The sequence below is a fragment of the Runella rosea genome (assembly GCF_003325355.1).
Lineage (GTDB): Bacteria > Bacteroidota > Bacteroidia > Cytophagales > Spirosomataceae > Runella > Runella rosea.
In genome coordinates this window covers 1,664,749-1,688,005 of record NZ_CP030850.1, presented here as the reverse complement: position 1 = coordinate 1,688,005, position 23,257 = coordinate 1,664,749, and the positions used below count along the sequence as shown (strand labels likewise).

Below are 23,257 nucleotides of genomic sequence, written 5' to 3'. Positions count from 1 at the left end.
ATCAAACAACAAATTGCGTAAGTTTGGGCCAAATATCAGACGAAAATGGAAATCCTTGAACAAGTACAAAAATATGGATACGTGCGCGAAGCAGTTGCGCCAGAAGTAGATTTAGTGGCAGAAATCAATCGGCTTCGTAAAGAAAAAAATGCCGTTATTTTGGCGCATTACTACGTCGATGGTGCCATTCAAGACTTGGCCGATTACATCGGCGATAGCCTCGGGCTTTCACAGCAGGCCGCTGCTACTCCTGCCGACATGATTGTTTTTTGCGGGGTACACTTCATGGGTGAAACGGCCAAAATCCTTAGCCCTGAAAAAAAAGTTGTGATTCCTGACCTGAACGCGGGCTGTTCATTGGCCGACTCGGCCCCTGCTGATAAGTTTGCGGCTTTCAAAGCGCAATATCCCGATCATTTGGTACTTTCTTATATCAACTGTTCGGCCGAAATCAAGGCATTGTCCGACATCATCGTGACTTCGTCCAATGCCGTCAAGATTGTGGAGCAATTGCCCAAAGACCAAAAAATTATCTTTGCACCCGACGCCAATTTAGGGCGGTACGTAGCCAAGAAAACGGGCCGTGATATGGTGTTGTGGGACGGCGCCTGTATCGTTCACGTTGATATTTCGGAAGCAAAACTGAAAGCCCTGCGTGAAAAATACCCGAATGCCTTGCTGGTAGCGCATCCTGAATGCAAAGACAACATCCTGCTTCAGGCCGATTTTGTGGGCTCAACCACCGCTATTCTGAAATTCGTGGCGGAAACGCCGCATGATGAGTTCATAGTAGCCACCGAAGCGGGAATTTTGCACAAAATGAAACAGGCAGCAGCAGGAACGGGCAAGAAAATCATTCCCGCCCCCGCCACCGAAAACAATACCTGCGCGTGCAGCGAGTGTCCGTATATGAAGATGAACACGGTCGAAAAACTATACAACGCCCTTCTGTACGAGCAACCCGAAATCACCGTTCCAGAAGACATTCGTCTGAAAGCCTACGAATCCGTCAATCGAATGCTGGAGATGAGCAAGAATTTGTAACGGATGCCTGATTTATACATCATCGCTGGGCCAAACGGGGCAGGGAAGACGACTGCGGTTAAAGTGCTTTTGCCAGACGTATTTCATGTTACAACTTTTATAAATGCGGATTTAATCGCCGCTACAATTAATCCCCTGTCACCCGAATCGGCGGCCTTACAGGCTGGGCTGGTAGGCAAATGCTGAGCGATATTGAGAAATGCCTTGCTAACGTAGAGAGTTTTGTGATAGAAACAACTCTTTCAACAAAATCGTATGTTCATCTCGTTCATAAAGCTAAGAAACTGGGATACGAAGCTATATTGATTTATTTTTGGTTGGAAGGACCCAGTCATGCCATTGAAAGAGTGGCTCGTCGTGTTAGGCAGGGCGGTCATTATATTCCCAATGAGGTCGTTATAAGGCGATATTGGAAGGGGATAAAAAATTTAAAGGAATTGTTTATTCCCATTGTTGATAAATGGGTACCTTTTGATAACTCTGATTATACCGAAGGGCATCCTCTAAGGATTGCCGAAAAGTTGCCCGATGGAAATGTTATAGTTGAAAACTCTGATATTTGGTTAAAAATCAAGGACAATGAAAATAATTAGAAGAGAGCCTTTATTTGAAAAGATAGAGAAAGCTTTATTAAAAGCGTATCATCATATTCCTGCGGAACTTGAAGCTGAAAAAAAGAGGAAATTAACAAATGATGTGTCACCTAAGGCTCAAAAGAAGTAATTCAGTCACTATAATTTAACTCAATGAAACCCACCCTCTTAATACTTGCCGCTGGCATGGGCAGCCGCTACGGCGGAATCAAACAACTCGACCAATTTGGCCCCAACGGCGAAACCATCATTGACTACTCTCTCTACGACGCCATCCGGGCTGGTTTTGGCAAAGTTGTCTTTATTATTCGCGAAGAACTTCGTGCTGATTTTGAAGAAGTATTTGGTCCCAAACTCAAAGGAAAAATTGACTACGATTACGCCATTCAGGGCTTCCAAAGCTACGTGCCCGTGGAGTTAGGAGAAATCGAACGCGCCAAACCTTGGGGAACAGGCCATGCCATGCTGTGTGGCTGGGAACAGACCCAAACGCCTTTTGCTATCATCAACGCCGATGATTTTTATGGACTCGAAGCCTTTCAACTCGTGTCGGATTTCCTCAACACCAGCGCAGACGACAGCGAGCATACGCTGATTGCGTACGAAGTCAAAAAGACCCTGTCGGAAAACGGTACTGTGTCGCGGGGGGTGTGTGAAGTCAACGATGAAGGTTATTTGGACGTGGTGACTGAGCGCACCAAAATTTTTCCGCAGGAAGGAAAAATCTATTTTGAAGAAAGCGGCGAGCTTACCGAACTTGGCCCCGAAACGCCCGTTTCGATGAATTTTTGGGGTTTTAAGCCATCTGTTTTCCCCATTACCCAGACACTTTTCTCTGATTATGCCCGCAATAACTACAATGCACCCAAAGCGGAGTTTTATATTCCGGTAGTAGCTACCCATTTGATTAAGAGTGGCTTAGGTAAACTTAAAGTCATTCCTAACGCTTCCGAATGGTTTGGCGTCACCTATCCAGAAGATAAACCCACCGTGCAGGCGGCATTGAAAAAACTGCATGAGGAGGGGAAGTACCCGAATCAATTGTGGTAAAAGCCTCACCGCGCGGCGGACCGTCCTAAATCCCTCTCCACATCGAAGAGGGACTTAATCCAACTATGAAAACTATCCTCATCTTCATTGTACGGGCTTATCAGGTGGCGCTTTCGCCTTATCTGCCCAATTCGTGCCGCTATACGCCGACCTGCTCGCACTACATGATTCAGGCTGTTCAGAAACACGGCGCATTGAAAGGCGGTTGGTTGGGACTCAAGCGCATTGCAAGTTGCCACCCGTGGGGCGGGCATGGGTATGATCCCGTACCTTAAAAAATGATAACCATGAAATACCCTCGTAAACTTTCTTCGGGTGCCAACAACACCGTGATTGTGCTTTCGGATACGGAAGTAGCAAAGCTGTTTACGGGCGATACGCGCTCTGACCTTGGCTCTGAAGCCGAAAAGATGAAGTTTGCCAATACGGTTAATGAATTGATAGTCAAATTTATCCGGCTAGACTACAACGATGAGATACAAGCCGAAATGCTCGTGATGGAGCGTATCCGTCCCATGGATTTTAGGGCTTATGAAGTAGAAGTGCGGGAATTATGGTTGGATGTTTTTGAAGACGAACTTCGAGAGTTACATCAGGCAGGTTTCGTACATCGAGACTTAAAACGTCCTTCGGACATTGGCGGTTTGGCGTATGACAATATTTTGCTGACCGAGCAGGGGCTACGCTTGATCGATGTGGGCATCTCCGCGTTGCGCTCGCAAGTGGGAGAGAAAATATTTGACAAATACGTGGAGATAGAAATCCAAGAGATGCAATTATTTAGAAACTATTTTTTAAACCGATAATTTGTAGAAAAAAAACATCGCTATGCCAAACTGGATTACGGCCAAAGAATATACGGATATTACTTACAAAAAATGCGACGGAGTAGCTCGCATCGCGTTTAACCGCCCTGAAGTGCGCAATGCCTTCCGTCCCAAAACTACCTTCGAACTCCTCGATGCCTTTGGTGATGCTACCCACGACCCCAAAGTAGGGGTGGTGTTGTTGTCGGGTGAGGGACCATCGCCCAAAGATGGCATTTGGGCATTTTGTTCGGGAGGAGACCAAAAAGCCCGTCAAAAAGGTGGCTATCGCGCCGAAGATGGCCGCGACCGCCTCAATATTTTGGAAGTACAACGCCAAATCCGTTTTATGACCAAACCCGTGATTGCGGTTGTGCCAGGTTGGGCCGTAGGTGGTGGACATAGCTTGCACGTTGTCTGCGACCTGACGTTAGCCAGCAAAGAACACGCGATTTTTAAACAAACCGATGCTGATGTTGCTAGTTATGACGCAGGATACGGTTCGGCCTATTTGGCACGGATGATTGGCCAGAAACGTGCCCGTGAAATTTTCTTTTTGGGGCGTAGTTATTCGGCCCAAGAAGCCTTCGAAATGGGTATGGTCAACGCCGTGGTTCCGCACGAAGAGCTGGAAGATACGGCCTTCCAATGGGCACAGGAAATTCTTGGAAAGAGCCCAATGGCGATCCGGATGTTGAAATTTGCTTTTAACCTCGTAGACGACGGCTTGGTCGGGCAGCAATTGTTTGCAGGAGAAGCGACGCGCTTGGGCTACATGACCGAAGAGGCGCAAGAGGGGCGCGATGCGTTCCTAGAAAAACGCAAACCCAACTGGGATAAGTTTGAGCGATTCTCGTAATAAAACTTCGCAGAAGGCACTATATACAAAAGACATAGTGAAAGTGAAATTGGCTTTGTCTGAAAGATTGACAAATTGCCAATTTTTGGGATTTTTGCGTAGTTTTGGGCAAATTTTTCGCGAGTACCCATGCCCGTAACGCTGCCCATCTTCTTGATAATGGCCCTTTCCTCCGTAGTGGTGGGGGTATATTTGGAACGTAAAGTCTCCGCTTTTATTCAGGACCGCATGGGCCCGATGGAAGTAGGGAAATGGGGCTTGCTACAACTCATCGCTGATTTGCTCAAACTTCTCCAAAAAGAAGACATCGTTCCCGCCACTGCCGACCGAAAGTTGTTTCTGTTGGCCCCGTTAGTAATTTTTACGGCTATCTTTGCAGGTTATGCCGTGCTTCCGTTAAGTCCTGATTTACAGGGCTCTACTACGTCAGTCGGGATATTTTATTTGATGACGATTATCTCCGTGGATGTAATCGGGATTTTGATGGCGGGCTGGGGTTCCAACAATAAATTTGCGCTTTTTGGGGCAGTTCGTTCCGTGGCCCAAATTATCTCGTACGAAATCCCGCTGGGGTTGGTCATATTGTGCGTTGTGATGACGGCCCAGACGCTTGATTTGCAGACCATAAGTTATCAACAAGGGATTTATTCTGACGAAATTACATATCTGTTTGGGTTAAAATCAATGGGCGTTGATATTACGCGGGTCGGTGGTTTTTTAAGTTGGAATATCGTCAGAAGTCCCTTTTTGATTATCGCCTACATTGTGTTCTTTATCACAACATTAGCTGAATGTAACCGCGCTCCTTTCGACATCCCCGAAGGAGAGTCGGAACTCGTGGGAGGATTCCACACGGAATATTCTGGAATGCGCTGGGCGCTGCTGTTTTTGTCAGAATACGCCATGATGCTGTTGGTGTCGTTGTTGGGGGCCATTCTGTTTTTAGGAAGTTGGAATACACCGTTGCCCAATATTGGCCCGCTTCGCCTTGCCGACTGGACGAGCGGTGCCCCGGGTACCATTTGGGGCAACGTGACGGGAGCTTTTTGGCTGATTTTTAAAGCGGGTTTTGCCATTCTCATTCAGATGTGGGTTCGTTGGACGTTCCCGCGTTTGCGCGTAGATCAACTCATGTTTCTCTGCTGGAAAGTGCTCACCCCAGTGGCGTTGATTTTGTTTCTTTTCTGCGGGATTTGGCGCTTGTTGACGGTCTAAAAAATATTTGTTAGAATATTTTCGTCCTGAAATAAAAAAAATCAAGCCCCTTTTTTCTATTTTTGTCAAATAAACGCAATTACGATGTACCTCTCGCTGAGTAACATACCGTCCGTCAAAGTCACGAGTGTTCGTGTGGTGGGCTGTGTGCGAGTCGGGAGCGTCGTATTTTAGGTAGCTATTAACCCCTAAAAATATACCGCCCGACTCGCCTGAGTCGGGCTTTTTTATTGATTCAAACGACAAAATGACTCAAACACGATGAACTTGTATTCCTCCGCATCTCAGGCCCTTGTGTGACCGGGTTCACGGAGAATTCCCTATCTTTGCACACATTTTTTAACCGTAATAACGAATATTTTACCAAGTATATACCACCCAACATCCAAAGTCAATACAACTAAAACATGATTTCGAAGACCTACAATCCGCGTGAAATTGAAGACAAATGGTACAGTTATTGGATTGAAAACCGCTATTTCAATTCCAAGCCGAATCCTGATAAAGAGCCTTATACCATCGTCATTCCACCGCCCAATGTGACGGGGGTGCTGCACATGGGCCACATGCTCAACAATACCATTCAGGATGTACTCGTCCGCAAGGCACGCATGGAAGGCAAAGAAGCATGTTGGGTGCCGGGCACAGACCACGCTTCGATTGCGACCGAAGCCAAAGTGGTGGCGATGCTTAAAGAACAGGGCATTCAGAAAAGCGACCTGACCCGCGAAGAGTTTTATAAATATGCCTGGGAATGGACCGATAAATACGGCGGCATTATCTTGAAGCAATTGCGTAAACTGGGCGCCTCTTGTGATTGGGACCGCACACGGTTTACGATGGAGCCTTCACTTTATGATGCCGTCATTGACACTTTTATTGACCTTTACAACAAAGGCTACATTTATCGGGGGCACCGCATGGTCAATTGGGATCCACAGGCCAAAACCACCGTATCCGACGAGGAAGTCATCACCAAAGAGGTAATGACGAAGCTGTGCTACTTGCGGTATCCTATCGTGGGAGAGAACGAGGCAATTATCATTGCCACGGTTCGCCCTGAAACCATCATGGCCGACTCTGCCATTTGTGTTCACCCCGAGGATGAGCGTTTTAAGCATTTGCACGGTAAAAAAGCGCTTATTCCGCTCATCAACCGTGAGATTCCGATTATTACGGATGAATACGTAACGATGGATTTTGGAACGGGAGCCTTGAAGGTGACGCCTGCGCACGACCAAAACGACTACGATTTGGGTGTAAAACACAAACTCGAAATCATCGACATTTTGACCGAAGAAGGAAAACTCAACGAGAAAGCGCTGATTTTGGTGGGCGAAGACCGTTTTGTGGCCCGAAAAAAAATAATCAAACTGCTCGAAGAATCGGGAAATTTGGAGAAAATAGAAGACTACAAAAGCAACGTCGGTCACTCTGAGCGAACAAACGCCGTCATTGAGCCGCGCTTGTCGTTGCAGTGGTTTGTGCGGATGAAGGAGCTGTGTCAACCCGCGCTCGAAAACGTGATGAATGACAATATTCAGCTTCATCCGCCTAAGTTTAAAAATACGTATCGAATCTGGATTGAAAATATTCGCGACTGGAACATCAGCCGGCAGTTGTGGTGGGGACAACAAATTCCTGCCTATTATTTGTCGGATGGTACCGTGATTGTGGCCAAAAACAAGCGTGAGGCTCTTCGCAAAGCCCAGCACGAAATGCAGTTGTTTGCTCTGACCGAAGCCGACTTGACCCAAGACCCCGACGTGGTGGATACGTGGTTTAGCTCGTGGCTGTGGCCTATTTCGGTTTTTGACGGTATCAAGGACCCCAACAACGAGGACATCAACTATTATTACCCTACCAATGACCTCGTTACGGCGCCCGAAATTCTGTTTTTCTGGGTTATGCGGATGATTATCGCAGGTTATGAGTTCCGAGGTGAATTGCCTTTCCGGAACGTCTACCTGACGGGAATTGTGCGTGACCCCAAAGGGCGTAAAATGTCGAAATCGTTGGGGAATTCTCCTGAGCCGTTGGCCTTGATTGAACAATACGGCGCCGATGGCGTACGTACGGGAATGTTGTTTAGCTCGCCCGCTGGAAATGATTTGTTGTTTGACGAAAAACTTTGCGAGCAGGGCCGCAACTTCTGCAATAAGATTTGGAACGCATTTCGTCTGGTTAAAGGATGGGAAGTGTACAGCCCACAGTCTCCAGTTTTTAGTGCACAATTGGCGGTCAATTGGTTTGAGTCAAAACTCAACCAAACAATTACGGAAGTCCTTGATTTGTTCTCAAAATACCGCATTTCGGATGCCCTCAACGGAGTGTATAAATTGATTTGGGATGATTTCTGCTCGCAGTATCTGGAAATGATTAAACCAGAATACGGCCAACCCATTGATAAAGAAACGTTTGAAGCGACCATTGATTTCTTTGAACGCATCATGGCGCTGACGCATCCTTTCATGCCGTTTATCACCGAAGAAATTTGGCAGGATATTCGTCCGAGAGGAGAGAAGGAAAGTCTTTGCGTGGCCGAGTATCCTAAGGCCAAAGCAATTGATACCACGCTTTTGGCTAACGGTGAGATTTTCTTTGAGATTGTGACCAACATCCGCAACCTACGGAGTACCAAGAATATAAGCCCTAAAACGGCATTGCCTTTGACGATAAAGACCGAAAATAAAGGCCTTTACCAGCCTTTTGAAGGGTTATTGGTGAAACTGGCCAATATTTCCGAAATCAATTACACCACCGACCAAGCTGATGGGATGTCGTTTTTGGTGAAAGCCGATGAGTTTTTTGTGAATCTCGCGGGGGAACTTGACGTAGCCGCAGAAATCGAAAACCTGCAAAAGGAATTGGAATACACGTTGGGCTTTAAAAAATCGGTAGAAGCAAAGCTATCAAACGAACGTTTCGTCCAAAACGCCAAAGCGGATGTGGTCGAAAAAGAACGCCAAAAACTCGCCGATGCCGAAGCTAAAATTGTCGCGATTCAGGAATCGCTGATTCGTCTGAAAGCGTAGTATTTATTCTTCTAACAGACAAGGCATATAAGACCAACTAACGAATGTGGTTTTATATGCCTTCGGTGGTTTTAAAGGAGTTCTTCTTAAAAAATAATACCCATCCCAAGGTTGAAAAATAAGCCAAGGCAGTTCCAATAATAGGAATGGCAATAAGAAAGAAGGGGTTGAATGGCATAGATTTATGCAACAGGCCGATCCATGTAACCGCTAAAATGGAAACAAGTGCCAGAATTATGACCAAACGATACAACAGCGGAAACCGCTGACTCTTGAAAACGTGATAAAATGTCAGCGCATAGGCTACGGTAGCCAGCCCGCTGGTTGAGATGATTTGGTATCTGCTCAACACGCACGAAATTCCGAAAATGCCAATAATCACAAGAGGAAGTTTTGTATCTGGAAAAAGTTTGTTTACTCGAAGCGGCAGTTCAATGGAGGTTTGTTCTGGAAAAAGTAAGAATTTTAGTGTATTCCATTCGTATAAAAGCGCGAGAATATTCAACGTCGTAAAGACCGCATCCACGTAGGGTGTCCCCGTCCAATTCTGTGAAATGGTCACCATCAATATGCCTAAGTTCATGGGAATGAGCATAATTAGGCCAAGCACGGAGTAGCGTTGCGATAGAACTAGAGCCCCCGCCATCACCTGCGAAATGGCAATAAAAAAACCAAATGTACGCAGACCGTGGGGGGTAAGTTGTTGAATGAGAAGGGGTGGGCCAATCAGTTGACCAAAATGCCCTTCGGTGAGTTTACATAATCCCGAAGACGTGAATAAATAGCCCAAAAAAAGGCGGATTAGAAGCGCATTGAAGTCTTTGAACGTCATCGGATTGTTTTTTGAGGAACAAAGTAGCCGGGCTTTTGTTGAATCTCAACCAAAATGTGACGAACGGTGGCCTAAACTCAAATTGAAAAGAGGCGTGACCGTAAGCCACGCCTCTTTTCAACTAAATTTAGTGGAAATTAATAAGGGATTGGTAAAACCTTGCTTTCCTTGAAAGTCGAAAGAATCACCATGGTTTGGGTATTGGCTACTTCCTCAATTTCATTGATGCACTCCAATAATAATTTCTGATAAGACGCGATGTCTTTCGAAATCACTTTCAATAAAAAGTCTCCTGAACCCGTAATATGGTGGCACTCTATGATTTCGGGAATTTCGTTTATTCTTCGGGCAAACGAATCTGTAACATCTTTTTTGTGACCAGTCAAAGATACTTGGATAAAAGTTGTGACGCCCAACCCTACTTTTTCGCGATCTAACTGTGCGTGATAACTTTGAATAATACCATGCTGTTCGAGTTTCTTTACCCGTTCCAGGGTCGGAGCCGGAGAAAGACCAATTTCTTTCGAAAGTTGTGCATTGGTAATTTTTGCGTTAGCTTGCAAAATGTCCAAAACCTTGCGGTCTATTTGGTCTAATTTCATGTGAAAAGCTTATTTTTATAAAAAAGGCCGTAAACAAATAATATACTGCAAATGTAAGGACTTTGTGGAATTATTTTACAATAAAATGCTAATTTTATTCAATAAAACCAAAGAAAAAATAACTTTTAAAAAATAATCAAAAACGCGAAAACAAACTTTTTTATTAAAATAACACGAATAATTACAAAAAAATCATTCAATAGTTTTATATTTGAATTTGACAGAATTGATTAGACTAATGAAGAAAAAGTGTGTATTTCTAGACCGTGACGGTGTTCTGAATCAAGATACGGAAGGGTATCTGTATCAAGTAGAAGAAATGATTATCCCAGAAGGAGTGGTAGAAGGACTGAAGAAAATGAAAGATGCGGGATATTTATTGATTGTTGTGACCAATCAGGCGGGTATTGCCAAAGGGCTCTACTCAAAGGAGGAGGTATGGAAATGTCACCAGTATTTCCAGGAGCAATGCGGACATTTATTGGATGATTTATATTTCTGCTCACATCATCCTGATTATGATAGCCGTTCGCTGATGCGCAAGCCCGAGTCACTTATGCTTGAAAAAGCAATTGCCAAATACGACATTGATGTGATGTCTTCTTGGATGGTGGGCGACCGCTCCCGCGATATGCAGGCAGGAAAACGTGTTGGAGTACGCACAATACACCTTACCTCCGCACCTGAAAAATCGGCTGGGGATAGTTACGCATCTAATTTCTTAGATGTCACTCAATTGGTTGTGGAAGCTAATTAGGCTTTCTTGACGGTTTTTGCCGAGCTATCATAAGCGGGGCAGTATCCTTTGCGGTTGCAGCTTGTAGCGGCAAGTACGACCATTAGTAAAGCAAGAGTAAGTAACTTTTTCATATGATGGATTGATGATTGGCGCAGGCAACCCGAGGGTTACCTGCGTGTATATCAAAATTTTACTACGAAAATCGTGCCGATTTTATTGTTAGCTGTGCGCTAATTCTGTTTGAGCTTCCAAATCAAGCGCCGTGGCCTTTTGTTCTTCAAGCTCATTGGCCGCTGAATTATTTCCAGTATAGCCCAAAATCGTCATCATGCTGTCGCTGTCTTGTTGACCAGCAAAGAGTTTGGTTACTATATTGCCGTTTTCGTCGCGATCTACCAGCACATGTTGTGGCGCTGGTATAAGACAGTGCTGAATCCCGCCGTATCCTCCCAATGACTCCTGATACGCCCCCGTGTGGAAAAATCCTACGTATTGCACTTCGGTATCAAGCCCAAAAACGGGAAGGTATAAGTCGGCGCTGTGCGCTTCGGTATTATAAAAATCCTGTGAATCGCAGGTCAAACCACCAATGTTTACCTTTTGGTAAGGATTGTCCCAGTTATTGACCGCCAACATGATGTATTTTTGGTTCATTCCCCATGAATCGGGCAAATGAGTGATGAACGAACCGTCAATCATGTACCACATCTCCTTGTCGTTTTGGAGTTTTTGGTCAATGATTTGATAAATAACCGCGCCGCTTTCACCAACGGTGTAGCTACCGAACTCCGTAAAAAGATGCGGTACTGGAACGTTGTTTTTGTTACAAATCCATTGGATGTTTTCTACGATTTCATCAATCATTTGCTGATAATCGTAGTTGAACTGCAACGAAGTTTGAATGGGAAGCCCCCCGCCGATGTCAATCGAGTCCAAATCAGGGCAAATCTTTTTCAGTTCGCAGTATTTAAACATAAAACGCGTCAATTCGCTCCAATAGTAGGCCGTATCTTTCATGCCTGTATTGATGAAAAAGTGAAGCATTTTAAGCTTAAACTTCGGATTCTGCTGTATTTTGTCTTTATAAAGGTCGTTAATGTCGCTGTAGCGCACTCCCAGACGTGACGTATAAAAGGCAAAATTAGGCTCTTCGTCGGTGGCGATTCGGATACCGAAATTAACCGACTCGGCCGTTACATTTTGTTCATAGTATTCAATCTCGCGAAGGTTATCCAACACAGGCATTACATTGAAGCCTTCGTTGATAAGCTCCGTGATGGCTTTTTGGTACCGCGGCAGTTTATACCCGTTGCAAATAATGTAGGTGCTTTTGGAAATTTTTCCCTCCTTGTAGAGATTCCGAATAATGGGAATATCAAACGCCGACGAGGTTTCGATGTGGATGTTATGCTTTAGCGCTTCTTCTAAAACAAAACTAAAATGAGAAGACTTGGTGCAATAACAATAAGTGTAGGAACCCTTGTAATTGAAACGTTTAAAAGCGTTTTTGAAAAACTGTTTGGCGTTGCCGATGTGCTCGCCGATTTTGGGTAAATAAGTGATTTTTAGCGGTGTACCATACTGGCGGATAATGTCCATAAGGGGTACATTGTTAAACGACAGCTCATCGTTTTGGACGTTAAACTCCAGCGTGGGGAATTCAAACGTCTGCTCAATTAGGTTTGTGTAAGAACTTTTCATTTTGCCTTAGAAGCATAAAAAGTGTGTTTGGTGAAACAAAAAAAGTCTGCGAAAGTCTGCCAAAATAACGGCTTTTGCAAGAAAAAAGTGCAAAAAACCTCCCATTATTCTTTACTTTTGTTGACCGATACGGGAGGTAGTTTGTGTAATTTATAATTTCTCGGATGTTGATTTCTTTTTTTGAACGTGAACGAGCGCTTACCTTCTTGCTTTGGTTTGGCATTGCGTTGAGAGTATTTCTCTATTTTTTTATTTCTCCTTACGGCGCCGATGCGCATGGCGAAATCATCAATTTTATTGCTACTCAGCACCGTCTCCCGCTTACCCGCGAGATTTTTTGTGCCATGCACCCGCCGCTGTATTATTTGTTGGCGCAGCCTTTCTTTGCTTTTGATACCCTTTCAAGTCTGAAAGTGACTCAATTATTGTCGGTTATCCTGTCATGTTTGAATTTATACGTACTGTATTTGTTGGCAAAACATTACTTTAGCCACGTTTTGACCCGCAATGTAAGTTTTTTACTGGCCATTTTCCTCCATTCATACATTACCTTTTCTTTATATGTCACCAACGACAGTTTGGCGTTTACGGTAGGGACGTGGTGTTTTTGGTTGTTATCTCGCTTTTTTCAATCTCCCTCTCCCAAAACCGAACGTTGGTTGGCGTTGGCACTCGGTATCGGACTTTTAACCAAGGGGACTTTTTTGGCGTTCGTTCCCATCGTTTTTGGGGCAATCGCCCTTACGCTGTGGTACTTTAAAATCAAATGGCAAAAGATAGTGCTACGCCTGATGATTTTGGGGTTTATTACTGGGATAACAGGAGGGTATAAGTTTGCCGAAAATTGGTACTATGAAGGAAAACCCGTGGTTCATAACATGGATATTTTCCCGTTGAATGACCAAAAAATGTACACTGGTCCGAAAAGCTATTACGGATTTCATTTGATACGTTTGATGAAATCGCCCGTCATTTATCATGGAGATGAAAAATTATTGCATGTCTATCCTGTCCTTTTCTACAGTACTTTTTGGTATAAATTCGCGGACCTCGAAAATGATTTTTCGTTGGGGGTGAAAACGCGTTTTCGCTACATCGGCAGTTTGATTTACTTGGTAGCGATGATTCCCACGCTGATTATTTTGTTGGGTTTGGGGTTATTAATTCGTCAAACAGTTCTTTTTTTGACAAAAATACCTTTGTTGACGGCCTCAGAATTTCGTGAAAATATCGAAAAAAGTACCTGGCTTGGCCTTCTGGTGGTGAGTGTAGCCCTGGTATTGACGGCTGGATTTAGGTACGATGCGTGGTCTTGTTTTCAGGGGCGTCTGTTCCTGCAATCGTTCTTCAGTATATTGGCCATGTTTTACGTAGGGCTTTCTTATTTGCGGTCCCGAAGTGCCTTTTTGTACAAAATCGGATTGTTCAGTATGATAGGTTTGGCATTTTTATACAGTATTTATTTCGGTATTGAAAGTTTGTTTAAGTTTATTGCTTAATAAACCTTTCACCAATAATGTCTAAATACGTAGCTGCCATTGATCAGGGTACCACGAGTACCCGTTGCATTATTTTTGACCGACAGGGAAATATTATTTCAGTAGGTCAGAAAGAACACCAACAAATTTATCCTCAGCCAGGTTGGGTGGAACATAACCCCGAAGAAATCTGGAAAAATACGCTCGAAGTGATTGCGGGTGCCCGCATCAATGCGTCGATTTCTGCTACTGAAATTGCCGCCGTCGGCATTACTAACCAACGTGAAACCACCGCCGTTTGGAATCGGAAAACTGGAAAACCTTATTACAATGCCCTAGTTTGGCAGGATACCCGTACGGGCGACCTAGTAAATCATTTTGCCCAAGACGGCGGACAAGACCGCTTTCGTGCCCAAACAGGCTTGCCTTTGGCCACGTATTTCAGCGGCTTAAAACTGAAATGGTTGTTGGATAATGTGCCTGGTCTGCGCGAAGATGCCGAAAAAGGAGAGGCGCTTTTTGGTACCATGGATACCTTCCTGATTTGGAATTTGACGGGAGGGCCACACGGCGGCACGCACGTAACCGACGTGACCAATGCCAGCCGCACGCAGTTGATGAACCTCCATACGTTGGCTTGGGATTCAGATATGTTGGCTGCTTTTGGCATTCCAAGTGCGATGCTTCCTTTTATCAAAAGTAGCAGTGAAGTGTATGGAAACGTGGTACTTGATGTATTGCCCAATGTACCGATTGCGGGAGACTTGGGCGACCAACACGCGGCGTTGGTTGGTCAAACTTGCTTCGAACCTGGGCAGGCCAAAAATACCTACGGAACGGGTTGTTTTATGTTGCTCAATACGGGTACGGAGCTAAAGGTCTCTACGCAAGGACTGCTTACGACAGTGGCGTATAAATTTGGAAATCAACCCGTTAATTATGCGTTGGAAGGGAGTGTTGCCATTGCGGGAGCACTGGTTCAATGGCTGCGTGATAACTTGGGAATGATTGAAAAAAGCAGTGATGTAGAAACACTGGCAAAATCGGTCGAAGATAACGGCGGGGCGTATTTTGTGCCAGCATTTTCGGGTTTGTATGCGCCTTATTGGAAGGCTGACGCTCGGGGAGTAATTGCGGGCTTGACGCGCTACGTGACCAAGGCTCACATTGCACGGGCGGTGCTGGAAGCAACGGCTTATCAAACCCTCGACGTAATGAACGCGATGGAAAAAGACGCTGATATTGAGCTTAAATCATTGCGCGTGGACGGTGGCATGGTCGCCAATGAAACGCTCATGCAGTTTCAGGCGGATATGCTCAACGTACCCGTCGTTTGCCCAGCGGTGACCGAAACTACGGCTTTGGGCGCGGCGTATGCGGCAGGTTTGGCGGTAGGCTATTGGGAAAACTTCGACGATTTACGTCAGAATTGGGGGATTGCCCATACCTGGAACCCTAAAATGGAAAGTGAGCAACGGGCTAAATTATACAAAGGTTGGCACAAAGCCGTAGAGCGCTCTTTTGGCTGGGAAGATTGAAAAGTGCAGAGTGTAATGAAAGTGTAAAGTGTAGGGGTGAAATGTTGAAAGTTTAACCTTTACACTTTACACTTTTTCCCCTTTTGCCGTTTTTTTCTCAAACAATTTCTTAAAATCTGGGCTTTCGGTGCCAATCCACTTATCCCAAAAGGTAAAATATAGCCCGTAATTGTATTTGAACTGCGAATGGTGAAGACTGTGATGCGTAGCGCCAATCCACCATTTACCAAACCAATGACGGTGAAAATCGCGCGGATATAGTTCGGTATTCAAATGATTGATAACGCTAGTGGTGGTCATAATCAATAATATAATACCGATGGCAACGTAATGAAGCGGAATAATAAACAGCAAGACTGGCAGGACAATCGCCTGTAAAACACTTTCTATCGGATGGAATGAAAATGAAGTCCAGGCCGAGGTGGTAATGCTGTCGTGGTGCGCTTTATGAACCCATTTGTACACTTTTGGATGGTGCATCCAGCGGTGAAGCCAATAATAATAGGTTTCGTGGCAAAAGAGAATAATCAAAATACTAACAATAAACCAAAGTGTGGAGTGCTCGTGAAGGTCGGTGTAAATTTGGGTATATTCTTTTTGCCAAGCCACCACCATTCCCGTACCAACAAAAGCAAAGATTAGAGCGGTGATGAATGAAAAACCGACTTCTCGCCAATGCTGTCCTTCACGTCGGGGGCGTTGATTTACTTCGCGGGATTGAAAATAAGCCTCGTATTTTACTTTAAAAAGGTAATGAAACAGGGCCGCAATGAGTACATAACGCCCGAAAATCCCCAAAAAAAAGTACAGTGTAGTTTGGGCAAAAGTCCACGGTTGAGTAAAATCAATGGTATCCATGCGTTTTTAACTGCTTTTGGCCTGTTTATGTTTCATGCAAATAAGATTTATACCTCCCTCACCGCCGCCCGACGGATGCGGTCATTGATGGCACGCCCTAGGTCTTTTTCGGGGAGCAATTCCGCATAAATTACTTCAATTGGGAGGCTGTCTAGCTGGCGCATGTACGCAAAAAGGTGTTTGGCGGCTTCGGGGTAATCAGCGGTGGGAGAAAGAACGCGTTGGTTTTCTGTGGGAATAGAATCCACCAAATGGTCAAATGTTAGACTGCCGATTTGGTTTGGAGAATACTGTTGTAATATTTCAGGTAAAGGATTGATAAGCAGTGGTTTTCTAGGTGAATAGTGGCTTTTTAACATCCCTGGCGCTTTGGGATTGGAGGTAGAGTGCGATACAGTTTGCACGGGGCCGATGATGCGCTCAATGGCTTCTACCGCAATCCCACCTAGACGATATACCACGGCATCGTCGCCTTCAAACCCTACAATGGTGGATTCAATGCCCACCGTGCTCTCGCCGCCGTCGAGGATGTAAGGGATTTTCTTTCCTAGTTGGTTTTCAACGTGCAGCGCCGACGTGGGACTAATGTACCCAAAGGGATTGGCGCTCGGAGCGGCCAATGGAAAATCAAGGGAAGCAAGCAACTCCAGCGTCAGCGGATGATTGGGGATGCGGATGGCGACGGTGGAGAGCCCAGACGTCACTAAATCAGAAACGGCATCTGATTTGGGCAGAAGCAACGTAAGCGGGCCTGGCCAAAAAGCCTCGGCCAGTTGCTTGGCTTTATCGGGAAAAGAAATGATAAAAGTGGAGGCGTGCGCAATGGAATCGGTATGAACAATAAGGGGGTCAAATTGCGGACGGTTCTTCACGCTAAAAATCTTTAATACCGCATCGTCGTTAAAGGCGTTGCCCGCCAAACCATATACTGTTTCGGTCGGAATGCCCACTACTTCTCCTGCGCAGAGCAGTTGTTTAACGGATAAAATATCGGTTCCAATGATTGCCATGACGCAAAATTAGTCTATAGAGTAACGTTAACACTCCTTCTGCAATGGTTTTTTTGTTAATTTGGCCATTATTTCACCCTTTTTATGAATTTTAACTACGAACTCACCGCGGTTGAATACATTTTTATGGGTACGTTTCTCGTACTCTATGTACTTTACATTGGCCGTACTTTTTTGGTTGCGAGGGCGTTAGGAGCAACGGCCCGTGCTGTTGTGATTAAATTTTTTCTTCGCACTACGTATTTTGCGCTGCTGATTGTGGCACTGTTAGGGCCTTTTTTTGGGGAGCCTGAACGTGATATTATTGCGGAAGGAAAAGACGTGATGGTATTGGTCGATGTTTCTAAATCCATGGATGCGACCGATATACAGCCCTCACGACTAGAAAAAGTGAAGTTTGAGTTGCAACGGCTCAGTGCTTCGTTGGTCGAAAATCGTTTTGGATTAATTATCTTTTCGTCGGAAGCTTTTTTGCAAGTTCCCCTTACGTTTGATCTTAATGCGTTTGAACTATTTACGCAATCGCTGAGTACGTTGCAGGTAAGTAATACTGGAACGGATATTTGCAGTGCGCTGGAATTATGCATTCAGAAATTACTCCAGAACCCTGCGGCAAATACGTCAAAAATCATTTTGTTGATGACCGACGGGGAAGATTTTGGGAACTGTGAGCGCAAAACGTTGGCTTCGGTTCGGCAGTTTGGCTTTAATCTGTTTATCGTAGGAATCGGAACAAACGCGGGGGGGCATATTCGTCAAAAGGGAGATTGGATAAAAGATGAAAACGGGCAGGTGGTGACGACCAAACTGAACGCGGCTTACCTGCGAGACTTGGCCACGACCACCGGCGGGAAGTATTTTGAGATAAACAACCGGTCTAATGCTATTCCGGAAGTAGTAGATGCGATAAATTCGGTGGAAAGTCGATTAATTGATAGTCGGAAGGTGGCCGTAGTCAGTAATAAATACAGGTATTTTTTACTGGCAGCATTGGTGTTAATTGCGTTTGACGTGTTGGTCACCGTCACTACTTTTCAGGTCTAGAAGTAACTTTTTGCCATTTTGTAAGTACCCACATCACACACTCTTATTATATAGCCCACTCTACTCTTAACTGATTGTTTATGTCCCAAAATGAAAATTTGCATCGTTCGCTTACCCCAACTTTACTTTGGGGGCTAGGCGTAGGTTACGTTATTTCCGGAATGTATTTCGGGTGGAACTTTGGACTAGAGAAAGGGGGTACTTTAGGAATGGCCGTTGCCACGGTCTTATCGGTCATTATGTATGTTTGTTTTACGCTAGGATACGCCGAATTATCGTGTGCCATTCCCAAAGCAGGTGGGGTGTTTGATTACGCCACGCGGGCTTTGGGACGGGATTGGGGATTTATGGCGGGCATAGCCCAAGTGTTTGAATTTGTGTTGGCACCGCCCGCGATTTCGGTGGGTATCGGTGCTCACATTAATTTGTTCTTTCCTGAATTGCCGCCAACCTACGCAGCATTGGGTGCGTATATGCTATTCACGTTACTCAATGTTGTGGGCGTGCAGCTGGCGGCTACTTTTGAGTTGTTGATTACTTTTTTGGCCGTGGCGGGGTTAATATTGTTTGCGGGGGCAACCTACAACCAAATTTCAATTCAAAATCTTACGGCCAACGCGCTACCCAATGGATGGGCGGGCGTTTGGGCGGCTCTCCCTTTTTCCATTTGGTTTTTTCTGGGCATTGAAGGCTTGGCCAACGCCGCCGAAGAAAGCCGAAACCCTCAGCGGGATCTTATTCGCGGTTTTGGTTCGGCCATGCTTACGTTGGTGGTGCTGTGTGCCTTTACGTTTATTTGCTCCGTTGGTGTAGGGGGGTGGGAAGCCATTGTGTACAAACCAGACGGTACAACTTCTGATTCACCGCTGCCACTGGCCTTAGCGCGTCTCGTGGGGGAGGCCAATCCGTTGTATTTTGCGGTCATTGTTTTTGGCCTTTTTGGTCTGGTAGCCTCTTTTCATGGATTGTTGATGGCGGCTGGAAGAGCAACTTTTGAAATGGGACGTATCGGGCATTTTCCGGGCGTACTCGGAAAAGTTCATGCTAAGTTTAAAACGCCTACCAACGCCTTGGTCGTCAATATGTTGGTGGGAATTTTGATATTGTTTTCAAATACCGCCGCCGAAATTATCATTTTGTCGGTGCTTGGTGCGCTGACCCTGTATTGTTTTGGTTCCATTTCTGTGATTCAGCTTCGTCGTAAAGAACCTACGCTAAAGCGTCCTTTCTTGTCGCCTGCTTACCCTTTTGTTCCGCTTTGTGCCCTAATTCTTGCGGGAGTGGCGCTGGTGGCGGTGGCGGTTTCCAACCCGTTGCTTACGGGTTATTACATTGGTGCGTTGGTGGTTGCGTTTGTGCTTTACAAAGTATTTAATCGAAATACTGAGCACGGAACCCAAAAGTAACCGCCTCACTGAGGAGACAGTTACTTTCGGTTTTTCCAACTTTCGTTAAGCAGGAATCTCTTCGGCAGTTAGCTTACTTACCCGTTGGGCCCATGAGGTATAGGCACGCAGGATTTTGTTAAGTTTCCGCCGGGTTCCTGCTTTTTTTATATCAAGTTCTACGTTCGAAAGTTGCTTTTCGTACACAAGCTGATTGTCGTCGCGATAAATACGGACAATGCTAAAGGGCTGTGTCTCCGTTCCGTTTTCAATTACCCAAAAGTAGGTGCTTTGAGAGGCTTTCTTGGCATGGGTGCTCGTCAGACTGAGGGCACTTACCAGAAGTGCAAAGAATACTGTTTTGATGGTCATGGCTGTAAAATGATGAATGAAAAACTGTTTGTATGCTGATCTCGTCTCAACGGGTGGCCGAATCGTGAAGTAAAGTTCATGATTTGGAAGGCTTTTGTCAATTCCATTTAGCATGAATTGCTATCATTGGGTTCTAAAATGACTTAAATCAATCCCCAACAGAAATCAATAATAGCTAAAAAACAGTTTTTCGGTTCCGCCAATTACCTTTTTGATTGGCCAGCCCTTCTCGTTGTATTCATACGCGTTGGTAATGAGGTAGGAATACCAGCCCCCTTTCACAATGATTTCTTGGGGGTTGTTGCGATGCATTACTACATGAGGGAGAAGCGGGTATTTCATCATCTGCTCCACGTAGGGTTTATCGTCGTATTTACGATACATTACCGTTTGATAAACCGTCCAATCATCGAGTGCTTTCCCTGGGGTATAACTGGTTTCCTGAGTTAGGTTGCTTTGTGCGTCATAAACGTAGGTATACTTCAGTGTTTCGGGTTCTTGGTCGTTGGGCTGGGCAAGCTTCCTGGTTTTTTCAATGAGTTTTCCGTCGGGGTTAAATGTATACTTAATCGTTCTTGTGAGAATTTTATTTGAATACTCCTCGGTTTTGATGAGCGAAGTTTTGTCGTAAAAATAATGGGTTTCTCTAATAGTGCCCGAGTCTTCCTGTCCCAAGACCTTCACTAACTTGCCGCTAGAATTGTAGGTTAGCGTGTAGTGAGTGCTAAACTCCTCTTCGCTCTGATAATTATTGATGATGCTAATTCGATTTACGAGGTCTTTTGAATCATAAAAAAATTCATGCTTTCGATTGAAGGCAACAACATTGCTTAGTTTGGGGAGTTTATGGGCAGGCAGCGGTTCTTCGGGTGGATTTTGCCGATTGCAGCCGTACGTACAAAATAATATCCAAAAAACCAAAAGTCCTCTTAGTATTCCTAAGTAGGTGTATTGAGATGTTTCCATTTTTAATGGGTAATAAGTGGCTGTTTAATTTGGAAACAAATGTCTTAAATTAGCATAAGGAGGCTAAGTGAAAAAACGATGAGTTGATTATTAAGTGAGATGAACTGCCGAAATGTAGGTCTGAATGGGATAGATTTATGATATAAATCAGGAAATTTTTTTCTTTCAAAAGGGTAAACTTGAAATAGTTATAGTATTACTTTAAAGAGTTTAAAAAGGCTTGAATGGAGTTGTTTTTTTAATAAAATTTTAATATTTGATTAATGGATATTTAAGTATTATTGCAGCATAATTCAATTCCAGCTCAAACTGAATTGGATTTATAGAAATGGTGTGGATAACGTCGGAAAGCTGTTCGAAATTTCGGGCAGCTTTTTGTTTTTAAAGAAAGGGCATTTTTTTAACCCAATAGATAGTAAATTCGGGCGTTTTAACCGATACTTTATCTCTAAAGCCCAAGACTTGTGCTGCAATCTACCATGTGGGATTCTTACCTCAAACATTTTAAAGACTACCTGATGCTTGAACGGGGCTTGGCCGATAACTCGGTGGAGGCATACGTCCGGGACGCCACCAAATTATCGGAGTACATGGATTTGTTGGGAGGTAAAGACCTGACTGAAGTGACAGAATTGGATATTCTGGGCTTCTTGGGATATTTACACGATTTGGGATTAGTGGCCTACTCTCAGGCTCGAATGCTTTCGGGCATCAAGGCATTTTTTAATTATTTAGTGCTTGAAAATGTATTAAAGGTCGACCCCACCCAGTTGATTGAGTCGCCGCATTTGTCGCGTAGCCTTCCAGATGTGTTGACCTATCCCGAAATTATTCAGATTCTAGAGGCCAACGACGTTTCTACGGCCGAAGGAGCCCGCAACCGTGCCATGTTGGAGGTGCTATACAGCTCTGGTTTACGAGTTTCGGAACTTGTTAATTTGCAGATTACGAATTGTTACTTCGACGCGGGTTTTATGCGGGTCATTGGCAAAGGAAGTAAAACGCGGCTCGTGCCCATTGGCGGTGATGCCATCAGGTATACTTTACTCTATATTGAGCACATTCGCAGCTTGGTGGAGGTGCAAAAAGGCCATGAAGATTATGTATTTTTAAACCGTCGTGGAAAGCAATTGACGCGCGTTATGATATTCTTGATTATCAAGAATTTAGTGGAGGAGGTCGGGTTGAAGAAAACCGTAAGCCCACACACGTTTCGTCATTCTTTTGCTACGCATTTGATCGAAGGTGGGGCTGATTTACGGGCGGTGCAGGAGATGCTAGGTCACGAATCCATTACAACGACCGAGATTTATACGCACCTAGACCGGGAATACCTGCGAGAAGTAGTCACGAAATACCACCCGAGGGCCTAAAAAAAAGTCGCGAAGGTCAGTGACCCTCGCGATCTTCGCCTTTATTTTACCCCATATTCAAATCATCGCTGAAGCAGCGTGATTCAGATTCTTCTATGCCGTATCACCGTTGGTTTTTTCTCCCACAAAATAATGCTCTGGGTGTTTGAAGAGCAAATTGAAAGAGGTCATGGAACCGTATATTTTGGTGATATACTGCTGTATATTTACTTTTTCTTCGTCGTTTAGATTGCTGGCATTCACGCGCTGTTCGAGCACCCTGAGGCGGTCACGAACCATTACAATCTTGTGAAAAAAGCTATCAATGGCCATTTCTTTGGACGATAAGTCGTGCCGTCCAGGTTTTAAAATAATTTTGCCACCCTTCCATTTATCGCCGAGTGGTATAGCTTCGGTGGCGTCCATCCACTTTTGAAGTACTTTGTTTAATGTTTGTTCAACATCAAACATGCTCACTAAATCGGTGTCTAATTCAACGGCGTCGATTATTTCCAGCGGTGCATTTATTTTAATAACTTTGGCTCCGTGCTGCAGGAATGTAATGGTATAACCGTTGGATTTTACATTAATTACTACTCCTTCCCCAAATTCGGCATGACGAACTCGTGAACCAATACCTAAGATAATATCCATGCGTTTAAATATACTTATGAGTTATAGTAGTCATGCTATCAAGTTTCGTGCCATAATTTATTTATTTTATAGAAAAACATAAAATAGTTATAAAAGCCTGATTTTTAGGGTGAAAATTTTGCGT

Annotated in this window: 24 protein-coding genes; 16 read left to right on the top strand and 8 right to left on the bottom strand. The window is 44.6% G+C overall.

Going from position 1 to position 23,257, the window contains the following annotated elements; all coding sequences use genetic code 11:
* Positions 1–45: 45 nt before the first annotated feature.
* The 10 genes from nadA to DR864_RS07165 all read left to right on the top strand — a co-directional run bounded on the left by nadA (position 46) and on the right by DR864_RS07165 (position 8,602).
* A complete protein-coding gene (gene nadA, locus DR864_RS07205; protein ID WP_114066318.1) occupies positions 46–1,044 on the top strand; it encodes a quinolinate synthase NadA in 999 nt (332 codons plus the stop codon).
* Positions 1,045–1,047: 3 nt separating this feature from the next.
* A complete protein-coding gene (locus DR864_RS07200; RefSeq protein WP_114066317.1) occupies positions 1,048–1,230 on the top strand; it encodes a hypothetical protein in 183 nt (60 codons plus the stop codon).
* On the top strand, positions 1,224–1,637 hold the full coding sequence (locus tag DR864_RS07195) for an ATPase (protein ID WP_114066316.1): 414 nt from the start codon (positions 1,224–1,226) through the stop codon (positions 1,635–1,637). Before DR864_RS07200 ends, DR864_RS07195 begins: the two co-directional genes overlap by 7 nt.
* Positions 1,624–1,767, top strand: a complete 144-nt coding sequence (locus DR864_RS29785; protein ID WP_162793618.1) for a hypothetical protein — start codon at positions 1,624–1,626, stop codon at positions 1,765–1,767. Before DR864_RS07195 ends, DR864_RS29785 begins: the two co-directional genes overlap by 14 nt.
* Before the next feature lie 23 nt (positions 1,768–1,790).
* A complete protein-coding gene (locus DR864_RS07190) occupies positions 1,791–2,687 on the top strand; it encodes a nucleotidyltransferase family protein (protein ID WP_114066315.1) in 897 nt (298 codons plus the stop codon).
* Between the two features lie 65 nt (positions 2,688–2,752).
* On the top strand, positions 2,753–2,962 hold the full coding sequence (gene yidD / locus DR864_RS07185; protein WP_114066314.1) for a membrane protein insertion efficiency factor YidD: 210 nt from the start codon (positions 2,753–2,755) through the stop codon (positions 2,960–2,962).
* Between the two features lie 12 nt (positions 2,963–2,974).
* Positions 2,975–3,493 carry a hypothetical protein gene (locus DR864_RS07180; protein ID WP_114066313.1) on the top strand — a complete coding sequence of 173 codons (519 nt, stop codon included), beginning with the start codon at positions 2,975–2,977 and terminating at the stop codon, positions 3,491–3,493.
* A 22-nt stretch (positions 3,494–3,515) separates the two neighbouring features.
* Entirely contained in the window at positions 3,516–4,352 is an 837-nt protein-coding gene (locus DR864_RS07175) for a 1,4-dihydroxy-2-naphthoyl-CoA synthase (protein WP_114066312.1), read from the top strand.
* 129 nt (positions 4,353–4,481) lie between these two features.
* Positions 4,482–5,567, top strand: a complete 1,086-nt coding sequence (locus DR864_RS07170) for a complex I subunit 1/NuoH family protein (RefSeq protein WP_114066311.1) — start codon at positions 4,482–4,484, stop codon at positions 5,565–5,567.
* Between the two features lie 407 nt (positions 5,568–5,974).
* Complete coding sequence (locus DR864_RS07165; RefSeq protein WP_114066310.1) at positions 5,975–8,602, top strand: valine--tRNA ligase; 2,628 nt, start codon at positions 5,975–5,977, stop codon at positions 8,600–8,602.
* 52 nt (positions 8,603–8,654) lie between these two features.
* Here the strand turns inward: DR864_RS07165 and DR864_RS07160 are convergent, their stop codons facing one another.
* Positions 8,655–9,434 (bottom strand): hypothetical protein, encoded by a 780-nt coding sequence (locus DR864_RS07160; RefSeq protein WP_114066309.1) that lies wholly within the window; start codon positions 9,432–9,434, stop codon positions 8,655–8,657.
* 137 nt (positions 9,435–9,571) lie between these two features.
* Positions 9,572–10,036 (bottom strand): Lrp/AsnC family transcriptional regulator, encoded by a 465-nt coding sequence (locus DR864_RS07155; protein WP_114066308.1) that lies wholly within the window; start codon positions 10,034–10,036, stop codon positions 9,572–9,574.
* Between the two features lie 238 nt (positions 10,037–10,274).
* Here DR864_RS07155 and DR864_RS07150 point away from each other — a divergent pair, with 238 nt between their 5' ends.
* Complete coding sequence (locus DR864_RS07150; RefSeq protein WP_114066307.1) at positions 10,275–10,793, top strand: D-glycero-alpha-D-manno-heptose-1,7-bisphosphate 7-phosphatase; 519 nt, start codon at positions 10,275–10,277, stop codon at positions 10,791–10,793.
* A gap of 201 nt (positions 10,794–10,994) precedes the next feature.
* Here the strand turns inward: DR864_RS07150 and DR864_RS07145 are convergent, their stop codons facing one another.
* Positions 10,995–12,476 carry a type III PLP-dependent enzyme domain-containing protein gene (locus DR864_RS07145; protein WP_114066306.1) on the bottom strand — a complete coding sequence of 494 codons (1,482 nt, stop codon included), beginning with the start codon at positions 12,474–12,476 and terminating at the stop codon, positions 10,995–10,997.
* Between the two features lie 164 nt (positions 12,477–12,640).
* Here DR864_RS07145 and DR864_RS07140 point away from each other — a divergent pair, with 164 nt between their 5' ends.
* Together DR864_RS07140 and glpK are read left to right on the top strand one after the other, a co-directional pair.
* Positions 12,641–13,975: a glycosyltransferase family 39 protein gene (locus tag DR864_RS07140; RefSeq protein WP_114066305.1), complete on the top strand. Its 1,335-nt coding sequence runs from the start codon at positions 12,641–12,643 to the stop codon at positions 13,973–13,975.
* A 17-nt stretch (positions 13,976–13,992) separates the two neighbouring features.
* Positions 13,993–15,492 (top strand): glycerol kinase GlpK, encoded by a 1,500-nt coding sequence (glpK, locus tag DR864_RS07135; RefSeq protein ID WP_114066304.1) that lies wholly within the window; start codon positions 13,993–13,995, stop codon positions 15,490–15,492.
* Between the two features lie 66 nt (positions 15,493–15,558).
* On the opposite strand, the gene DR864_RS07130 is transcribed toward glpK, so the two are convergent.
* A complete protein-coding gene (locus DR864_RS07130; RefSeq protein WP_114066303.1) occupies positions 15,559–16,350 on the bottom strand; it encodes a sterol desaturase family protein in 792 nt (263 codons plus the stop codon).
* Between the two features lie 47 nt (positions 16,351–16,397).
* Positions 16,398–17,360 (bottom strand): L-threonylcarbamoyladenylate synthase, encoded by a 963-nt coding sequence (locus DR864_RS07125; protein WP_114066302.1) that lies wholly within the window; start codon positions 17,358–17,360, stop codon positions 16,398–16,400.
* An 84-nt stretch (positions 17,361–17,444) separates the two neighbouring features.
* Here DR864_RS07125 and DR864_RS07120 point away from each other — a divergent pair, with 84 nt between their 5' ends.
* Together DR864_RS07120 and eat are read left to right on the top strand one after the other, a co-directional pair.
* Complete coding sequence (locus tag DR864_RS07120; protein WP_114066301.1) at positions 17,445–18,404, top strand: vWA domain-containing protein; 960 nt, start codon at positions 17,445–17,447, stop codon at positions 18,402–18,404.
* Between the two features lie 80 nt (positions 18,405–18,484).
* A complete protein-coding gene (gene eat, locus DR864_RS07115; protein WP_114066300.1) occupies positions 18,485–19,810 on the top strand; it encodes an ethanolamine permease in 1,326 nt (441 codons plus the stop codon).
* Between the two features lie 45 nt (positions 19,811–19,855).
* Here the strand turns inward: eat and DR864_RS07110 are convergent, their stop codons facing one another.
* Positions 19,856–20,161: a hypothetical protein gene (locus tag DR864_RS07110; protein ID WP_162793616.1), complete on the bottom strand. Its 306-nt coding sequence runs from the start codon at positions 20,159–20,161 to the stop codon at positions 19,856–19,858.
* 165 nt (positions 20,162–20,326) lie between these two features.
* Positions 20,327–21,127 carry a hypothetical protein gene (locus DR864_RS07105; RefSeq protein WP_114066298.1) on the bottom strand — a complete coding sequence of 267 codons (801 nt, stop codon included), beginning with the start codon at positions 21,125–21,127 and terminating at the stop codon, positions 20,327–20,329.
* A gap of 479 nt (positions 21,128–21,606) precedes the next feature.
* Between DR864_RS07105 and xerD the strand changes: the two genes are divergently transcribed.
* Positions 21,607–22,500 (top strand): site-specific tyrosine recombinase XerD, encoded by an 894-nt coding sequence (gene xerD / locus DR864_RS07100; RefSeq protein ID WP_114066297.1) that lies wholly within the window; start codon positions 21,607–21,609, stop codon positions 22,498–22,500.
* Between the two features lie 93 nt (positions 22,501–22,593).
* On the opposite strand, the gene DR864_RS07095 is transcribed toward xerD, so the two are convergent.
* Entirely contained in the window at positions 22,594–23,133 is a 540-nt protein-coding gene (locus DR864_RS07095) for a DUF8685 domain-containing protein (protein WP_114066296.1), read from the bottom strand.
* Positions 23,134–23,257 lie beyond the last annotated feature (124 nt).

Excerpts from the sequence above, each read along its gene's own strand:
- DR864_RS07155 (WP_114066308.1), bottom strand. The coding sequence starts at position 10,036 with ATGAAATTAGACCAAATAGACCGCAAGGTTTTGGACATTTTGCAAGCT.
- eat (WP_114066300.1), top strand. The coding sequence starts at position 18,485 with ATGTCCCAAAATGAAAATTTGCATCGTTCGCTTACCCCAACTTTACTT.
- DR864_RS07130 (WP_114066303.1), bottom strand. The coding sequence starts at position 16,350 with ATGGATACCATTGATTTTACTCAACCGTGGACTTTTGCCCAAACTACA.
- DR864_RS07195 (WP_114066316.1), top strand. The coding sequence starts at position 1,224 with ATGCTGAGCGATATTGAGAAATGCCTTGCTAACGTAGAGAGTTTTGTG.
- DR864_RS07120 (WP_114066301.1), top strand. The coding sequence starts at position 17,445 with ATGAATTTTAACTACGAACTCACCGCGGTTGAATACATTTTTATGGGT.
- DR864_RS07170 (WP_114066311.1), top strand. The coding sequence starts at position 4,482 with ATGCCCGTAACGCTGCCCATCTTCTTGATAATGGCCCTTTCCTCCGTA.
- DR864_RS29785 (WP_162793618.1), top strand. The coding sequence starts at position 1,624 with ATGAAAATAATTAGAAGAGAGCCTTTATTTGAAAAGATAGAGAAAGCT.
- DR864_RS07160 (WP_114066309.1), bottom strand. The coding sequence starts at position 9,434 with ATGACGTTCAAAGACTTCAATGCGCTTCTAATCCGCCTTTTTTTGGGC.
- yidD (WP_114066314.1), top strand. The coding sequence starts at position 2,753 with ATGAAAACTATCCTCATCTTCATTGTACGGGCTTATCAGGTGGCGCTT.
- DR864_RS07180 (WP_114066313.1), top strand. The coding sequence starts at position 2,975 with ATGAAATACCCTCGTAAACTTTCTTCGGGTGCCAACAACACCGTGATT.
- DR864_RS07110 (WP_162793616.1), bottom strand. The coding sequence starts at position 20,161 with ATGACCATCAAAACAGTATTCTTTGCACTTCTGGTAAGTGCCCTCAGT.
- DR864_RS07125 (WP_114066302.1), bottom strand. The coding sequence starts at position 17,360 with ATGGCAATCATTGGAACCGATATTTTATCCGTTAAACAACTGCTCTGC.
- DR864_RS07190 (WP_114066315.1), top strand. The coding sequence starts at position 1,791 with ATGAAACCCACCCTCTTAATACTTGCCGCTGGCATGGGCAGCCGCTAC.
- xerD (WP_114066297.1), top strand. The coding sequence starts at position 21,607 with ATGTGGGATTCTTACCTCAAACATTTTAAAGACTACCTGATGCTTGAA.
- DR864_RS07200 (WP_114066317.1), top strand. The coding sequence starts at position 1,048 with ATGCCTGATTTATACATCATCGCTGGGCCAAACGGGGCAGGGAAGACG.
- nadA (WP_114066318.1), top strand. The coding sequence starts at position 46 with ATGGAAATCCTTGAACAAGTACAAAAATATGGATACGTGCGCGAAGCA.
- glpK (WP_114066304.1), top strand. The coding sequence starts at position 13,993 with ATGTCTAAATACGTAGCTGCCATTGATCAGGGTACCACGAGTACCCGT.
- DR864_RS07150 (WP_114066307.1), top strand. The coding sequence starts at position 10,275 with ATGAAGAAAAAGTGTGTATTTCTAGACCGTGACGGTGTTCTGAATCAA.
- DR864_RS07140 (WP_114066305.1), top strand. The coding sequence starts at position 12,641 with ATGTTGATTTCTTTTTTTGAACGTGAACGAGCGCTTACCTTCTTGCTT.
- DR864_RS07145 (WP_114066306.1), bottom strand. The coding sequence starts at position 12,476 with ATGAAAAGTTCTTACACAAACCTAATTGAGCAGACGTTTGAATTCCCC.
- DR864_RS07095 (WP_114066296.1), bottom strand. The coding sequence starts at position 23,133 with ATGGATATTATCTTAGGTATTGGTTCACGAGTTCGTCATGCCGAATTT.
- DR864_RS07175 (WP_114066312.1), top strand. The coding sequence starts at position 3,516 with ATGCCAAACTGGATTACGGCCAAAGAATATACGGATATTACTTACAAA.
- DR864_RS07105 (WP_114066298.1), bottom strand. The coding sequence starts at position 21,127 with ATGGAAACATCTCAATACACCTACTTAGGAATACTAAGAGGACTTTTG.
- DR864_RS07165 (WP_114066310.1), top strand. The coding sequence starts at position 5,975 with ATGATTTCGAAGACCTACAATCCGCGTGAAATTGAAGACAAATGGTAC.